Genomic DNA, 15,846 nt, shown 5'->3' on the forward strand with positions numbered 1-15,846 from the left:
ATCGTAAACGTTATACCAAAGTTGAGCTTATCCCTTTACCGCACCAAGCATCACCCCCTTGACAAAATACTTTTGCAGAAACGGATAGACCATCATCAATGGCAGCACTAGCACCAGAATGCCTGCCGATTTGATTCCAGCAGGTGTCAGCTTGATGTCAATGTTCGCAGAGTCCTGCCCTAATAAAGCGATCAGCTGCGTACTTTGAATCATTTGCTGCACCATTACGGTCAGATTGATTTTTTCAGACTCCGTAATATAGAGCAGAACGGGAAGAAACAAATTCCAATAATGTACTGCATAGAACAACCCCAATGTAGCCAGGACCGGTTTAGACAGCGGTAGAATCAGATGAAGCAATATTCGCCATTCCCCCGAACCGTCTATTTGTGCTGACTCGATCATTTCTTCCGGGATTTGTTCAAAAAATGTCCGCATGATCAGCATGTTGTAGGTGCTCACAATGCCAGGTAGCCATAAAGACCAATATGTGTTCATCAAATCCAGATTCTTGATCAGCATGAATGAAGGTATCAGCCCACCCTGAAATAGCATGGTGAAAATGATTGCCAATGTAAAAAATCTTCTGCCATAGCAATATCCTCGAGACAATGGATAGGCGGCCAAAATAGTCATGCCCAGGCTAAGCAAGGTTCCGACAACGGTCAAAATAACATTGTTTACGAGACCTTGTACGACCCGTGTTCCTTTAAGCAGCTGTCTATAATTATCCAGTGTAGCTTCAATCGGCCAAAAGCTTACTTTACCGGTCACAATTGCATCGTAGCTGCTAAACGAAACTGAAATAATATAAATTAAAGGCAGCAAGCACGATGCGCCTGCAAGGAACAGAATAAAGTAAACCATAATAGAGAACCAGCGTTCTTGCTTTTCATAAATCATCAGGTCATCCTCCTACCACAATTGTTGACCGAATTTTCGGGCGACCCGATTTGCGCTCAAGACCAGAACTAATCCGACGAATGATTCAAACAAGCCCATTGCAGTTGTTAGCGAATAATAGCCATTTTGAACCCCCATTGTGTAGATATACGTACTGATCACATCAGCCACATCTTTGACTGCTGAATTTTGAAGCACAAAAATTGGATCAAAGCCTACCTCCATAATTCGGCCCATAGCCAGAATAAGTAAAATAATCATTGTAGGCCTGATCGCAGGCAGTGTAATATGCCATATTTTCCTCAGCTTGCTTGCCCCGTCAATACTTGCCGCTTCATAAAGACTTGGGTTAATCGATGTTAATGCAGCCAAGTATATAATGGCGCTAAATCCCGCTTCTTTCCAAATTCCAGAGCCGAGAAAAATAGCGACCCAGCTCGTATTTTGGTAGAGGTAAGGGATTTCAATGCCAAATAGGTAACGAGTTACCGTGTTCACAATGCCAGTTTCCTGTGAAAATACGGTTAACACAATCCCACCGACAATAACCCAGCTGAAAAAGTGAGGCAGGTAGACCAGCGTCTGAACACTTTTCTTAAACCACTTCACTCTCGCTTCATTAAGCAGCAAGGCGATTAAGATCGGAAACGGAAAGCCGACGATGACCGAGAGCGTGCTGAGCACAAGCGTGTTTCTGATAATGTTCAGGCTTTGCGGATTACTGAACAGCAGTCTGAAGTTATCAAAACCCACCCAAGGACTTTTAAGAATACCATCGATTAAATTGTAATCCTTAAATGCAATGACAAGTCCCAGCATAGGAATGTACTTAAACACAATGTAGTAGATAAGAACGGGTGCAAGCATTACTAGCAGTGGAGCGGTTTTACTAAAGCTCGCTCTTCTTTTGAATGAACGATCTACAGCTTTCTGAGAATTACCGCGCATACGGATCATGCTCCGTGCCATAAGGTTTCCTCCTTTCAGTTATTGGTAGCCCTAATGTAAGGGGTTACAATAAATCCGGCAACATATAGTTTTCTGCTCACTTATACAAAAAAAACCACAGACCATAAGGGCCCGTGGCTGTTGAAAGAAGCAAAATATATGCATTAGTTTCAGTCGACCTCATTATTTTCAGAAGACTCCATACCCGTCAAGGATTTACGGTAATAGGAAGGAGAAATGCCATGAAGCTTCTTGAATGCCTGACTAAACGAGATTGCGTTTGTGTAACCTACCTGAATCGCAATATCTTGAATAGCTAAAGCAGTATCTCTTAAAAGCTCTTTGGCTTTCTCCATCCGAAGCTTTAACAATACGTCGATAAACTTCTCACCAAACGCTTCTTTAAACAATTGACTTAAGTACTTAGCATTAATATTAAAGCGGTCACTCAACACAATTAAGGACATATCTGCATCGCTGTAATGATTCTCAAGATATGCCCGCACGTCACGGATCACGGAATAGTGCTGTAGAGTATGAAGCCGGTCTGCAAAGCATAAACGGCATTCTTGCAAAATCGTGATCCACTCTTTCAGCAGCTCGTCAAGGTGCTCTGCGCGGTCCGCTGCCTGATTTAATCGTTCATACGCAGCCGTATTCCATTCCTGGTACCATTGTGGGGGCAGCTTACGCATCTCTCGTTCTAAGTAATAGATGAAGTAATTCAGGAGACTGCGCATGTCTTCAGATGAAAACCAGTCCACCTTCAGGCTGTCAAACAGCTCGGACAGCTTATTTTCCCAATGATCTTTTCCTAGACGATACAAGTCAACGGCACTTCTCAGCTGGATAAAGTTGTTATACAGTTCTTCTTTTTCACCCACCGGTACATCCCGATAAGAGATCAGCATACCTGTCCCTAGCACCAGCTTATAACGAGCAGCCTCCAGTGCTTGTTCATAAGATTCGACCAAAGCTCCGGGCTCATGAACAACTTCCCCTAAGCCAATCGTGACTGAAAAGCTCAAATGCTCTTGTGCCCAGCTTTGAAGCTGCTTGTAGACATGGAGCACATTTTCTTTTGCAGACAAAGAGTTAAACCTTACAATAGCCGTAATCCTCATCGGTGCGATCCATTCCTGCCATAGATGCAGCTGAGGCTCCTTTTGTGCGGCCTCTTGGTGGGCTGTTGCGAGCACATATTTCAGAAGCTGTTGATCTCTGCAATTATACTGTGTTTGGAAATCTGTATAATGATCAATTTCTACATTAACCACCAATGCAAATGACAATTGTCCCGGCATAGCATAGGTATGCATAGCTGCATTCCACTCGTCATGACCGATCCTCCGGCTCCCCTCAACAATCTCTCGGAAAAAATGCCGACGGCTCAACTGCTGGACTTCATTGGACTGATTCCAGTATTTTTTTGAAATGTCCACCAGCTCGTCCAACGACTTCTCAAATATACCATGATCGTTGACAGGGTCATCTGGCGGGTTAAGGTTGGTGCGCATATAAAAGGATCTTAATGTATCGCTTATTTTTCTAACCGGGCGATAGTTTCGAATCGAAGCATAGAAAATCAGGAGCCCTCCAGCAAAAATCAATAGCAGTGCACTGAACACCCACCGGTTGCCAACCGAGAACCACCACATCAATCCCCCTTCTGTAGAACGGGCACCACTCAATAGCTTCCATCCGGTATAGGAAGAGGACAGCTCTGTAATCGGCGGCTCTTTATGGCGATTCATATCGCTTTCAAATATTTGATTGCCCTTCGCATCATACAGTTCTGTGTAGCTTACTGTATCCTGCTGTGCTTCCATTAAGAACGACCTTAAATTTTGCTCACTGATATTGATCACTACACCGCCGTATTCTCCACTAAGTATTGGATATCTGCGGAACAATGAAACCACATTTTTTAACTTCTGCGCTTCTAGTTCGTGAAATTCTCTAAGGCTTGTCCAGTTCTGATTTACTTCAGATCTCATATTATTCATGAAAAATGCCGCGTCACCAAACTCGTTTAAGTAAGTACTCGTGCTGCTGGTTAAAGTCTTTCCATCCGTTACCCTCACAATATATACGCTGTCGATAAGCGGATATTGCAGCATCAATGAACGAAGCTTCCTAACCATTTCAAGGTGAAGAAGCGAATCATCCCCACTCGATTCAAAAAAACGTGTAAACAAGCTGCTCGTCTGAATTTCGTCAATGATGCCTTGATCAATGCTGCGCAATTGAAATTCAACAGCCTGCAGCACATATGCTGCGTAGCGGGCATTGAGACGCTCCATGTCCTGTTCCATCATCTGTCGAATAAAGATATAAAAGATCACACACAGCAAAAAAATGACACTCAGAAAAATAGAGATGTAGGATATGAACAGACGCTGAAACCAATTTCGCAGCATGAGATCACCACTTACTATCAGAATAACTCACACATATACCACTACAAAGATCGAGCAACCCGAAACCCGCAATTGCCTGTTGAGCTGTCCGGCGTGTTGGAGCTGCGCGCAGCCACCCGGTACCGATTGCAGTATGAGCGGTGACATAAGTAGGATCCGCCCCGCATGGAGCGCTTTCCGGTAGAACGACTATAGCGGGGGTTGTCCGCGGAAGTGGTCTGATGGTAATCCGGGCTGAACCAGTCACTGCACCACTCCCACACATTTCCTGACATATTATAAAGACCGTATCCGTTAGGCAAAAAGGCATCCACCGGTGCGGTGCCGACATAGCCATCCAGTTCACTGTTACGCACGGGGAATTTGCCCTGCCAGATGTTACAGCGATGCTCGCCGTCCACCTTCAGCAGATCTCCCCATGGATATGTTCTGCGCTCCAATCCTCCGCGGGCCGCATACTCCCACTCCGCCTCCGTAGGCAGCCGGACTCCCGCCCAGCGGCAATAGGCATCCGCATCATTCCATGAAATATGAATGACCGGATGATCCAACCGATCCTCCACATGAGACCCCGGACCCTCCGGAGCATTCCAGTAAGCCCCTTCCACGACATACCACCAGGGAACATCCCGCGGCACATGCTCGACATGCTGCTTGATCTCCTCGGGCACCAGCAGGTGAAACACATAAGACCAGCCAAAGCTTTCAGCCTCTGTAACATAGCCTGTAGCATCCACAAAAGCCTTATATTCCGCATTAGTGACCGCATATGGAGCGATCTCGAAGGCATCAAGCTGGACCTTGCGCTCTGGCCCCTCTCCGTCGGCCGGAAAGCCGTCCGTAGAGCTCGTACCCATCCAGAAGGCTCCGCCAGGCAGGCTGACCATCGCCCCGGCATGCTCTTTTCCTTCGCCTGGCAAAAGAGTGGCCTCTGTCACCACCTGCTCCTTAACGGCTTGATTGGCGTTGCTGCGGCTAGCGGCACAGCAGTTACCGGATGAACTCATATCTCTTCCCCCTTTAATATGGAAGCTTTAATTTAATTTAGAATAACACAATGCCGGCTGCAGCGGCTGCCAGAATGAGCAGCAGCGGATGCAGCTTGTAGCGGATCAGAAGCAGCAAGCTAAGGCCGCAGATGATCAGGGTGCCAATGCTGCTCCAGGTCACAGCAACCTCGCCGTTACCGAGAAAGCCGAAGTGCAATGCGGCATAAACGATCAGCCCGGTTACGATGGGTCTTAATCCATAGAATGAGGAGCGCACAAGGCTGTTATGGCGAACCCGGAAAAATAAAGTGGCAAGCGTGACAATAATCAGCAGCGAGGGCAGTACAATCCCGGCTGTGGCAGCCATGGCCCCGGCTGCGCCGGAGGTCTTGAAGCCGATCAGCGTCGCCGTGTTCGTGGCAATCGGTCCCGGCGCCATTCCGGCCAGCGCCACCGTACTCTGAAACTCGTCGTTCGACAGCCAGCCGTACTCGGATACCTCGAATTGAATGAGTGGAATGACGGCATAGCCTCCACCAAAGGAGACAAAGCCTATTTTAAGAAAAGTAAGAAATAATTGCAGCAGCATGCGTAATGAACCCCCTTTAATGTAAAGCCGTTACACCGTTAGATATAATACTCCGGACTGTAGGATTGAGGGGTTGCGTTCACAACGATTTCCTTCTCAGTTTGAATCGACAGCCCGATCCAGCGCTTGATCTGAATAAACACAATACCTGCCAGAATGCCGAATCCAATCATATAAATCGGACTGATCGGGAAGACGACGAGAATAATGACTGCGGAAGCCATCATGACGGCCGTTGATATATCAAATACCGACTGCTTTGCCATCCGATAAGCGGCTAAGAGGATAAGTGCAATGACGGCCCCTTGAATGCCCTGCAGCGCAGCCTGGGTCTTCTCATGGTCATGAAACATCAGGTAGAACACGCTCAGTAAAATGACAATGAGGAAAGTAGGAAGCGTAATGCCGATCACTGCTGCCGCTGCGCCGGGAACTCCAGCCTTGCGGTACCCGATAAATGCTGCTGCGTTAACGCCAACGCCTCCCGGTGCTGAGCCGGAGAGGGAAATCATATCTGCCATTTCCTTTTCATCCATCCATCCCCGCTTCACCATAATCTCCCGTTCAATGACAGGCAGCATGGCGTATCCGCCTCCGAATGTAGATGGTCCAATCTGAAAAAAAGCTTTGAACAGATCTATAATTAAACGACGCCGTTCGTTAGACAAGGAAGGTCACCTCCAAAGATGTTTGCTTTCATACCTCTATTGTAGCACCTTTATTCCATTTTGGAATTAAGTATTTTGACCATTCTTGAATTTAAAGCATTTTTCATTTTAATTCAGAGTAAGTTCATCAAATTTGTAGTTATTTAAACCACTTTATACATCTTTGGAAGAAAGACTTTTCTTGGAAAAAAAGGCCTGCTTTCGTTATAATCATACATAGAACTTCCACAAGGAGCCTAAATCGCTATGCAGACTGAAGATTTGTACACGCCATCATCCAAAATGCTCATATACTCTCTCATTGCAGAAGCCGGCTCCATCACTAAGGCTGAGCTCCAGCACAAGACCCTGATCAAGAGCAGCACCCTGACCCGGCTGCTGGATGAAATGCTGGAGCAGCACTTGATCGAGGCTGCGGATCTTGGTCCCTCCCGGGGTGGCAGGCGTCCCATACTATACCGGATCACACCGGATTATGGATATATTTTTGGACTGGAGGTATCCCGGATTCATTCCTCTCTCGGCCTGTTCGATATGCAGCTGAATCCTAAATCCTTGATTCACTGGCATATGGATGAGGGCATGACACCGGAGCGGTTCAAGGAATATGTGCTGCGCCATATGCGGATGTTTCTTCGGGACCATCAGATCGCACCGGAACGCATCCAGGGACTCGGGATCGGGGCCGTTGGCCCATTGAACCGGTCTACAGGAACGATTTTGAATCCGCAATATTTCCCGGCAAGAGGCTGGAGTGATGTTCCGATCTGCCAATGGTTCCAAGAGGAAACCGGCTTTCGGACGATTCTGGAGAACGGGGTCAATTCAGCGCTCATTGGAGAGCAGTGGTCACTGCGGCATGAGAACATCCAGCACGTGCTGTATGTTCACGCCGGCGTCAGCCTCCGCTCTGCCATGATGTCTCATGGCCGCATCGTTCATGGGGCCATGGATATGGAGGATGCCATCGGACAAATGATTGTCCAGGCAGGGGGATTAAGGCTGAATAATACGGGGAATTATGGAGCGCTGGAAGCCTACGCTTCCATTGAAGCCATGGAGCAAAAGGCTCAGTCCGATGCCAAAATGGGTCGCGCTCTGTTCCGGCAGCAAAAGGAGCTGCCCCCGGAGCAGATTAATTTTGATGTGTTGATTCAGGCGCTGAAGGCCTCTGAGCCCTACGCGGTGGAGCTGTTCAGCCAGTCCGCATCCTATTTTGGCATCGGGCTTAGCAACCTGATTCATATATTCCAGCCGGAAAAGGTCATATTGGGAGGCGCCCTGATCCACTCCAATACGATGTACTACAATACGGCCATACAAATTGCGGCTGCCAACACTGGCTATAACGCACAGTACAAGCCGCAGTTTACCAAGGGACAGCTGATGGAGGCTGCCTCTGTAACCGGCGCCGCGCTTCATTTAAGAAACTCCATTGAGCTGTAAGCTTCAGCCCCTCCACCCGCGACGGATCTGAGGTGCTGACAATCGTGTGCATAACAAAAAAGAGCTCCGGAAGGCGAGAATTCGCCCTTCGGAGCTCTTTTTACAATGATAGAAGACCGTTATGAGGCCGGCATCGGCGTCGGAGTTGGCTTTGCATAGCCGTTCTCGTATTTGGCATCCACAGCCTCGCGAATCTCACTCAGGCTCTTCCCTTCGGATTTCAGCTTGGCGGATTCCACAGCAATATCCAGGCAGACGCCGCAGCGCGTACCATGATCATCCCACAGTATGCTGCCGTCTTCCCGTACCTCTTTAATGAAGCAGTTCAGATTGCTCTCGTGTCCCGCGCTTTCCCCGCAGCCGCAATAGCACGGGATGTACGGAAGCACATCTGTAATTTGGGCAGCGATGCTGTAGACAGCGCGAATGTCATTGCTCTTGCCGTCCAGAAAAGAAGGCAGCACCTCACCCGATGACGTCAACTCTTGAAGGTCTCCATTACTCAACTTGTGCTGAGAGCCGTGCTCCTGCAGATGATGGTCAGCCTCATGTTCCGCTGCATGCTCTCCCGCATGATCATCTTGAGCCCCCCCGTTGCCGCAGCCGCTAACCAGCAGGACCGCTGTCAGCAGCCATAGAGCCCCTGATTTACGCATGATGATTCCCCCCTTTTGCATTGTAAAAACCGGTATACCCCTTTACAGGATCAGTCGTGAAGCATAATACCCTGCCGCCGCACCTGCCAGTCCCAAAATGAGCGTGACGGCCACGTAAAGCCCAGCCAGCCGCCTCTTCTTCTGCATCATCAATGTCACCGTCTCATAGCCAAACGTGGAAAATGTAGTGAACGCTCCACAAAAGCCGATGCCCAGCAGGGCATACAGCTGCGGAGACAGCGCCTGCTCATTCGCGACAATGACGCCAAGCAGCATAGATCCCGACACATTTACGACGGTCGTGCCCCTAGGAAAGCCCTTGCCTGAATACCCGAGACGCAGCCCGGCCGCATATCGTGCTGCCGCACCGAGCATGCCTCCTACCGCAATATATAGCGCAATCATCGGCGATCCGCCTCCCTCAGAGGCGTACTCTTTTTTCCCAGCCAGAGGCCTCCCCAGGATAGCAAGAGTCCGCCTATCAGACTACAGGCGATATAGGCTAGTGCAGACAAGTGCTGTCCGCTCTCTAGGAGTCGAAGTAACTGAACACTAAAGGTGGACATGGTTGTGAAAGCCCCCATTAAACCGGTTCCCAGCAGCAGCTTGGCCTCTGCCGGAAGCTTCACAGCAGCTGCGCCGCCGCCCAGCAGCCAGCCCAGCAGGAGGCACCCCGCCAGATTCACAAGCAGGATGCCCAGCGGAAAGCCGGAGGCGGGTGCAGGAATTGCGGCATCCAGACCAGATCTGGCGAGCGCCCCTGCGGCCCCGCCGACAGCGACGAGAAGTATATTTTTGCCCTTGCCCGGAATAGAGCCCGTCACGTTATTCTCCTTGGCGCAGGCGCTGATTGTGAGCAATCTTCTGCTCGCTTCCCTGCTCCGTTGCCCGGTAAAACACTTTGTTCTGGAGCTCCCTCGGGAGATACTCCTGCTTCACGTAGTGACCGGGATAGTCATGGGGATAACGATATCCCTCATGCCCGAGCTTCACGGCACCCTTGTAGTGGGTATCCCGCAAATGCAGCGGCACCTCCGCGGAGGAAACCTGCTCTATTGAAGCCATGGCCGAATGGATCGCGGTATATACGGCATTGGACTTCGGGCTTTCCACGCAAAAAAGAATCGCCTGGGCAATATTCAGCTTGGCCTCCGGCCAGCCGTTATTGCGGTAGGCCTCCAGTGCGCTCACGGCCTGAACCATCGCCTGGGGATTCGCCAGGCCAATATCCTCGCTGCTCGCTGCAATCAGCCTGCGAATAAAAGTCATGGGATCCATCCCAAGCTTCTCTACCGCATATAAGAACCAGAAGAGCGCCGCATCACTGGAGCCGCGAATGCTTTTGTGAAAGGCAGACAAGACGTCGTACTGGGTAGATTCGTCCGCCTTTACAATCGGGCGCCGGATGGATTCCTCAGCTACGGCCAGAGTAACATGCACAGTTCCGGTGGCGTCCGGCGGTGTGGTCATGGCTGCTAGCTCCAGCGCATTCAAGGCTCTGCGGATATCTCCGTTCGCCATAGCTGATATATGAGCCAGTGCGTCATCATCTGCCACAAGGTCCATAAATCCCAATCCGCGTTCGTTGTCCTTCAGGGCCCGGTGCATGGCCTCCAGTGCATGCTCCTTCGTAAGCGGCTGCAGCTGGAACAAGGTGGACCGGCTCATCAAGGCTCCGTTAACATAATGAAACGGATTCTCTGTCGTCGCCCCGATAAAAATAATCGTCCCCTTCTCTACAGCAGGCAGCAGCGCGTCCTGACGGGCGCTGTTAAAGCGGTGCACCTCATCCAGGAATAGAATGGTCTTGCTGCCGTACAGGGAGCGATTATTCTGGGCCTGCTCAATCACCTCTCTGACGTCCTTGACGGAGGCGTCCACAGCGTTTAATCGGACGAACGTCCCTTGGGTATGCCGGGAAATGATATGCGCCAATGTGGTTTTACCGCAGCCCGGAGGTCCGTACAGCAAGATGGACGAGACCTGATCCCCTTCCACAGCCCGGCGCAGCAGCTTGCCCGGTCCTATAATATGCTCTTGACCTATATATTCATCGAGGCTTTGAGGACGCATCCGATCGGCCAGCAGCCGTGCGGCCGCGTCCTCCTCCCGCCCAATGGAGAACAAATCCATGCGAACACTTCCTTTTGTACATCGTTGAGGTCATGCTGCATCTATCATAACACACTTACAGCGCTTCTAGCTCTGCCGGCCAGCCCTTCTCTCCAGCCGCTGATCCCAGGTATGCCGGCAGCTCTTCCTCATACATCAGCCATAGCTCATGCAGAGCACGCGTGCAGCCCACGTACATCAATCGGGCATCCCATTGCTTCTCCGGATAATGCCGTCGATCGGCATCCGCCAGGATGACGGCATCGAATTCCAGCCCTTTGGAGAGATACACCGGAAGAATGGATAAGCCGCCGTGATAGGTCCCTTCGCTTCCGTCGATCAGGTTGAGGTCACGCCATTCTGCTGCCAGCGCAGCATGAAGTGCTCCTGCCTCCTGCAAGGTACGGGTCAGAATGGATACGGTCCGGTAGCTCCCTTTTTGACTTAAATGCCGCAGCGCCCGCGCCAGCTCCTTTACTCGGCTGCTGGATCCCGGATTTCCATAAGGAATGAGCCGCACAGGATCTCCGCTTCGAAATACAGGCACCGCCAGGAGGGGACTGTGAACCCCTTTGTCCAGAATCATATTTCCGAACTCGATAATTTCCATCGTAGAACGGTAGCTTCGAGTGAGCGCAAAATATGCCTGATGCTCCTCGTCAAACCAGGAGCTCATTTCTTCCCAGGCATGCACGCCCTTATAGCCGTGAATGCCTTGCGATAAATCTCCCAAAATGGTGAAGGAATGGCCTTGCACAAATTGGTCCAGTAACGCGACTTGAAACGGCGAGAAATCCTGCGCTTCATCAATGACTACATGATGAAAACGCTGCTCTCCTTCGATCTCATGAAGCAGGGTATGAATGTACACCAGCGGCGCCAGATCCTCCTCCCGCAGAAGCCCTTTTTTCAAATCCTTGCGCGCCGCAGAGCGAGTGGCCTCCGGGATGCTGCTGGTCATATCCGCTTCCCAGAATAGAGCCTTTGTCACCCCGAAAATTTGCTTATACAGATTTAGCGGCTCCAGTTTCGGCCATTGGTTGGCATAGGACTTTTCTCGCTGCGAGGCTTTCTTCTTCCGCTCTTTGAGAGCGGCTGGCGATGGCGATTTCTTCAGCTCCATTTCTACCCAGCGATGCATTCTTGCAAGCACTCTTTCCTTGCGCTTCGCGAGCGGATACGGCTTATATTCAGCCTCATACCACTCGCGTATGGTTTCCTTACGGAGCAGGGCCCCTTCCCACGGTACGAAATCCATGTCCGGCAGCGCCGCATGCTCCAGCTGCTCTATACAGCGCTGAATCAGCTTCATGAACGAGATCGAGCCTTTGTACCGTCCACTGATCTCATCACTCAGCTCCCGCGTGCCTTTCCCTGGCTCGGTTTCAAACCAGTAGGCCAAGGTATCTGCACCTTCCTGCTCCGTCAGCGACATATCCAGCAGCTCTTGCGCCCAGCTGGTAAATGTTCGCTGCTGAATATCTCCAACGCCAAGCTCTGGCAGCACCTCTGAAATATAGTCCAGAAACATACGGTTTGGCGCGAAAATAATCATTTTGTCTGCGGACACCTGCTCCTTATACTGATACAGCAAAAAAGCAAGCCGATGCAGCGCCACGGTCGTCTTCCCGCTGCCCGCCACGCCCTGGATAATCAGAGCCGTGTTCTTGGCGGCACGGATAATCTTGTCCTGCTCGGCCTGAATCGTTGATACGATATCCCGCAGCTTGTTATCCTTGTTCTCCCCCAGACGGTAGACGAGAAATTCATCAGTGACAGCAGGCCCGCCCCCTCCCCGCTGATAGGTGTCAGATACTCGTTCCAGAATCTGCTTGCGAATCATGACGTTGCGTTTCAGATACACCAAGCCTTCGATCAGCCCCTCTGGAGCTTCATAAGAAGCAGGCTCGTCTCCACCGGTAAAGGAGTAGAACAGGCTCGCCACAGGAGCCCGCCAGTCAATGACCACGGGATATTCCCCGGCCTCTTCCCGGTCAAAGCCCGTCTTGCCTATGTATAATGCATATTGCTGCTCTTTGCCGTTCTCATGGAAATCAAGCCGGCCAAAATAGGGCTGAACTTGGCTCTTGGCAAGCGACTGCCTCCGTTCCTCCCGGCCGGCCTCCAGCAGCTGCTCTGTAAAATCATGTCCCGTATACACAGGCACACTGCGCAGCCGTTCCAGCTGCTGCTCAATTTCATGAAGAGTTTTGTTTAAATGCCGCTCTTCTTCTTGATAGGCACTTTGAAAAGCATCCGTCACCTTCAGTTACCTCCTAAGAATCTCAAATGTATCCTGACTTGTATCATGTATCATGAATCCTGATCAGGAAAAGGACACTCATTGTAGCACATGGACTTCACGGCGACAAACTTTTTTAGAACCGAGTAAAAGACAAGAAACAGGCGCTGGAAGTCCGCTCTGACACCTGCGGTCTTCTAACGCCTGCAATCCTGTGATGCTATGTTGAAATTCCAGCCTTCTCCAGCAGCTCCCGCACAGCTACCGACACCATAATCAGGCCGGCAACCGGGGGAACAAATGCATTGCTCGCCGGAGGCTGCTTTGCTTTGCGGATTTCCGGAGCATTCTCCGGCACAATCTTGTCGGTTACATCCTTCCGCGGCTTCATCGGCTCTTCCAGGGAGAAGACCACCTTGACGCCCTTCTTAATCCCGTCCTTCCGAAGCTTGGTACGGATCACTCGTGCAATGGGATCCATCGACGTCTTGGAGATGTCGGCCACCTGGAACTTGGTCGGATCCATCTTATTGGCTGCGCCCATGCTCGAAATGATCGGAATGCTGCGCTTCAGGCACTCCTTGATCAAATGAATCTTGTACATGATCGTATCTGATGCATCCAGGACATAATCCAGATCATATTTGAACAGCTCTTCATACGTCTCATCCGTATAGAACATATTCAGCGCAATCGCTTCGCACTCCGGATTGATCAGCTTCACCCGCTCCACCATCAAGTCGGCCTTCTTCTGCCCGACGGTCGAGGTCAGTGCATGAATCTGGCGGTTGATATTGGTAATGTCCACGACATCCTTGTCGATCAGAATAATGCGGCCTACGCCCGTGCGCGCCAGAGCTTCGACGGCAATCGAGCCGACACCGCCGATGCCAAGCACAGCTACCGTGCTGTTCTTCATCGTCTCCAGCCCTTCCGGGCCAATCGCAAGCTCGGTGCGCGAAAATTGATGCAGCATGGATTTGTTCCTCCTTCTTACATATGGTTAGAGCGCTGTATCTTCACAACGAGCAGCGCAATACTATCCGTTGCTTTCTTTCTTCTCTTCTACCGGCTTCTTGGCCAGCTTAATGTGCAGCTGCTCCAGCTGACCTCCATCCACCTCGGACGGAGAATCCATCAGCAGATCGGTTGCGTTCGCGGTTTTCGGGAACGCAATCGTCTCACGCAGGTTCGTACGTCCAGCCAACAGCATAACAAGCCGGTCAAAGCCGAAAGCAATGCCGCCATGCGGCGGTGTGCCGTATTCAAACGCATCCAGCAGGAATCCGAACTTCTCGTAAGCTTCCTCGGGAGACAAGCCGAGGGCTGCAAACATTTTTTCCTGAACGTCACGCTTGTAGATCCGCATGGAGCCGCCGCCAACCTCATAGCCGTTCAGAACCAGGTCATACGCCTGTGCACGAACACTGAGCGGGTCGCTCTCCAGACGCTCGACATCCTCATCATTAGGACGAGTGAACGGATGATGCTCTGCTACATAGCGCTTCTGCTCTTCATCGTAGCTTAGCAGCGGGAAGTCCAGCACCCAGGCAAATTTGAATTCTTTATCGTTGATCAAGCCCAGCTGACGGCCAATTCGCAGACGCAGTGCGCCCAGAACATCCGCAACGACCTTTTTCGTGTCCGCCGAGAACAGCAGCAGATCGCCTTCTTCCGCGCCAGTGCGCTCCTTCACCGCTTCAATCTCTTCGGGGGTAAAGAATTTCACGATCGGCCCCTTGAATTCGCCTTCCTTCACTTGAATCCAGGCCAGGCCCTTCGCACCGTAGCGGGCAGCAAATGGTCCAAGGTCATCAATTTCCTTACGTGTCCATGTACCGCAGCCTTTGGCGTTCAGGCACTTTACTTCGCCGCCTTTTTCGATCACGGAAGCGAACACCTTCACACCGCTGTCAGCTACGATATCATTCATTTCAATCAGCTCCATGCCAAAGCGCAGATCCGGCTTGTCCGAGCCGTATTTGCCCATCGCGTCCGCATGGCTGATGCGCTGGAACGGAGTCGCCAGCTCAACGCCAATCGTTTCCTTAAACAGGCGAACCATCAGCTGCTCCATCATCGACAGCAGGTCATCGCGCTCCATGAAGGAAGTCTCGATGTCGACCTGTGTGAACTCCGGCTGACGGTCAGCACGAAGATCCTCATCCCGAAAGCAGCGGGCGATCTGGTAATAACGCTCCAGGCCGCTGACCATCAGCAGCTGCTTGTAAATCTGCGGGGACTGCGGAAGTGCAAAGAACTCCCCTGCATGCACGCGGCTTGGCACCAGATAATCCCGTGCGCCTTCTGGCGTGCTTTTGGTCAGGATCGGCGTTTCGACATCTGCAAACCCTTCTCCATCCAGGAAGTCGCGGAAAATCTTCGACGCCTTGGAACGAAGCATGAGCGTCTGCTGCATTTCCGGCCGGCGCAGATCGAGGTAACGGTACTTCAAGCGCAGCTGCTCGTCCACCTCAACACCGTCTTCGATAAAGAACGGAGGCGTTTTGGCGGCGTTCAGCACTTCAATCTCGGTAACCTGAACCTCAATTTCACCTGTAGCCAGGTTCTTGTTTACGGTTTCCGGATCACGCTGAACGACTTTACCGGTTACTGCCAGCACGTACTCACTGCGAACCTTGTCAGCCACAGCCAGCGCTTCGCCGGAGAAATCCGGATTGAATACCACCTGCATAATTCCGCTGCGGTCGCGCAGATCAATGAACAATACGCCCCCCAGGTCACGGCGGGTTTGTACCCAGCCGTTCAGTGTTACCGTCTCTCCGATGTTTGCAGCCGTCAACTGACCGCAATGATGCGTCCTTTTTAACATGATTTCATCTACCCCTCTTCATATAATTAAAGCCATTATG

At 51.0% G+C, this 15,846-nt stretch carries 14 protein-coding genes; 1 reads left to right on the forward strand and 13 read right to left on the reverse strand.

Annotation, left to right across the window (positions count from 1 at the left end):
* Positions 1 to 27 precede the first annotated feature (27 nt).
* The 6 genes from JJQ72_RS05285 to JJQ72_RS05310 form a co-directional block, all read right to left on the reverse strand.
* Positions 28 to 903, reverse strand: a complete 876-nt coding sequence (locus JJQ72_RS05285; RefSeq protein ID WP_208202983.1) for a carbohydrate ABC transporter permease — start codon at positions 901 to 903, stop codon at positions 28 to 30.
* A 12-nt stretch (positions 904 to 915) separates the two neighbouring features.
* Complete coding sequence (locus JJQ72_RS05290) at positions 916 to 1,872, reverse strand: ABC transporter permease (protein ID WP_233281170.1); 957 nt, start codon at positions 1,870 to 1,872, stop codon at positions 916 to 918.
* Positions 1,873 to 2,021: 149 nt separating this feature from the next.
* Positions 2,022 to 4,154, reverse strand: a complete 2,133-nt coding sequence (locus JJQ72_RS05295) for a helix-turn-helix domain-containing protein (protein ID WP_208202984.1) — start codon at positions 4,152 to 4,154, stop codon at positions 2,022 to 2,024.
* Positions 4,155 to 4,312: 158 nt separating this feature from the next.
* Positions 4,313 to 5,158: a formylglycine-generating enzyme family protein gene (locus tag JJQ72_RS05300; RefSeq protein ID WP_233281219.1), complete on the reverse strand. Its 846-nt coding sequence runs from the start codon at positions 5,156 to 5,158 to the stop codon at positions 4,313 to 4,315.
* 157 nt (positions 5,159 to 5,315) lie between these two features.
* Complete coding sequence (locus tag JJQ72_RS05305; RefSeq protein ID WP_138225115.1) at positions 5,316 to 5,849, reverse strand: chromate transporter; 534 nt, start codon at positions 5,847 to 5,849, stop codon at positions 5,316 to 5,318.
* Between the two features lie 38 nt (positions 5,850 to 5,887).
* Positions 5,888 to 6,517: a chromate transporter gene (locus JJQ72_RS05310; RefSeq protein WP_138225114.1), complete on the reverse strand. Its 630-nt coding sequence runs from the start codon at positions 6,515 to 6,517 to the stop codon at positions 5,888 to 5,890.
* A gap of 246 nt (positions 6,518 to 6,763) precedes the next feature.
* Between JJQ72_RS05310 and JJQ72_RS05315 the strand changes: the two genes are divergently transcribed.
* Entirely contained in the window at positions 6,764 to 7,963 is a 1,200-nt protein-coding gene (locus tag JJQ72_RS05315) for an ROK family transcriptional regulator (RefSeq protein WP_138225113.1), read from the forward strand.
* 119 nt (positions 7,964 to 8,082) lie between these two features.
* Here the strand turns inward: JJQ72_RS05315 and JJQ72_RS05320 are convergent, their stop codons facing one another.
* The 7 genes from JJQ72_RS05320 to aspS form a co-directional block, all read right to left on the reverse strand.
* Entirely contained in the window at positions 8,083 to 8,619 is a 537-nt protein-coding gene (locus tag JJQ72_RS05320) for a PCYCGC motif-containing (lipo)protein (RefSeq protein WP_208202985.1), read from the reverse strand.
* Positions 8,620 to 8,661: 42 nt separating this feature from the next.
* Positions 8,662 to 9,024: a fluoride efflux transporter CrcB gene (gene crcB / locus JJQ72_RS05325; RefSeq protein WP_208202986.1), complete on the reverse strand. Its 363-nt coding sequence runs from the start codon at positions 9,022 to 9,024 to the stop codon at positions 8,662 to 8,664.
* Positions 9,021 to 9,443: a fluoride efflux transporter CrcB gene (gene crcB, locus JJQ72_RS05330; RefSeq protein WP_347880722.1), complete on the reverse strand. Its 423-nt coding sequence runs from the start codon at positions 9,441 to 9,443 to the stop codon at positions 9,021 to 9,023. The genes crcB (JJQ72_RS05325) and crcB (JJQ72_RS05330) overlap by 4 nt, the downstream gene beginning before the upstream one ends.
* A gap of 1 nt (position 9,444) precedes the next feature.
* Complete coding sequence (locus JJQ72_RS05335; RefSeq protein WP_138225110.1) at positions 9,445 to 10,752, reverse strand: replication-associated recombination protein A; 1,308 nt, start codon at positions 10,750 to 10,752, stop codon at positions 9,445 to 9,447.
* Positions 10,753 to 10,807: 55 nt separating this feature from the next.
* Positions 10,808 to 12,994: a HelD family protein gene (locus tag JJQ72_RS05340; protein ID WP_208202987.1), complete on the reverse strand. Its 2,187-nt coding sequence runs from the start codon at positions 12,992 to 12,994 to the stop codon at positions 10,808 to 10,810.
* A 199-nt stretch (positions 12,995 to 13,193) separates the two neighbouring features.
* Positions 13,194 to 13,949 (reverse strand): tRNA threonylcarbamoyladenosine dehydratase, encoded by a 756-nt coding sequence (locus tag JJQ72_RS05345; RefSeq protein ID WP_138225108.1) that lies wholly within the window; start codon positions 13,947 to 13,949, stop codon positions 13,194 to 13,196.
* A 63-nt stretch (positions 13,950 to 14,012) separates the two neighbouring features.
* A complete protein-coding gene (aspS, locus tag JJQ72_RS05350) occupies positions 14,013 to 15,806 on the reverse strand; it encodes an aspartate--tRNA ligase (protein ID WP_138225107.1) in 1,794 nt (597 codons plus the stop codon).
* Positions 15,807 to 15,846 lie beyond the last annotated feature (40 nt).

The organism is Paenibacillus sp. F411 (assembly GCF_017582705.1).
Classification (GTDB): Bacteria; Bacillota; Bacilli; order Paenibacillales; family Paenibacillaceae; genus Paenibacillus_AQ; species Paenibacillus_AQ algicola.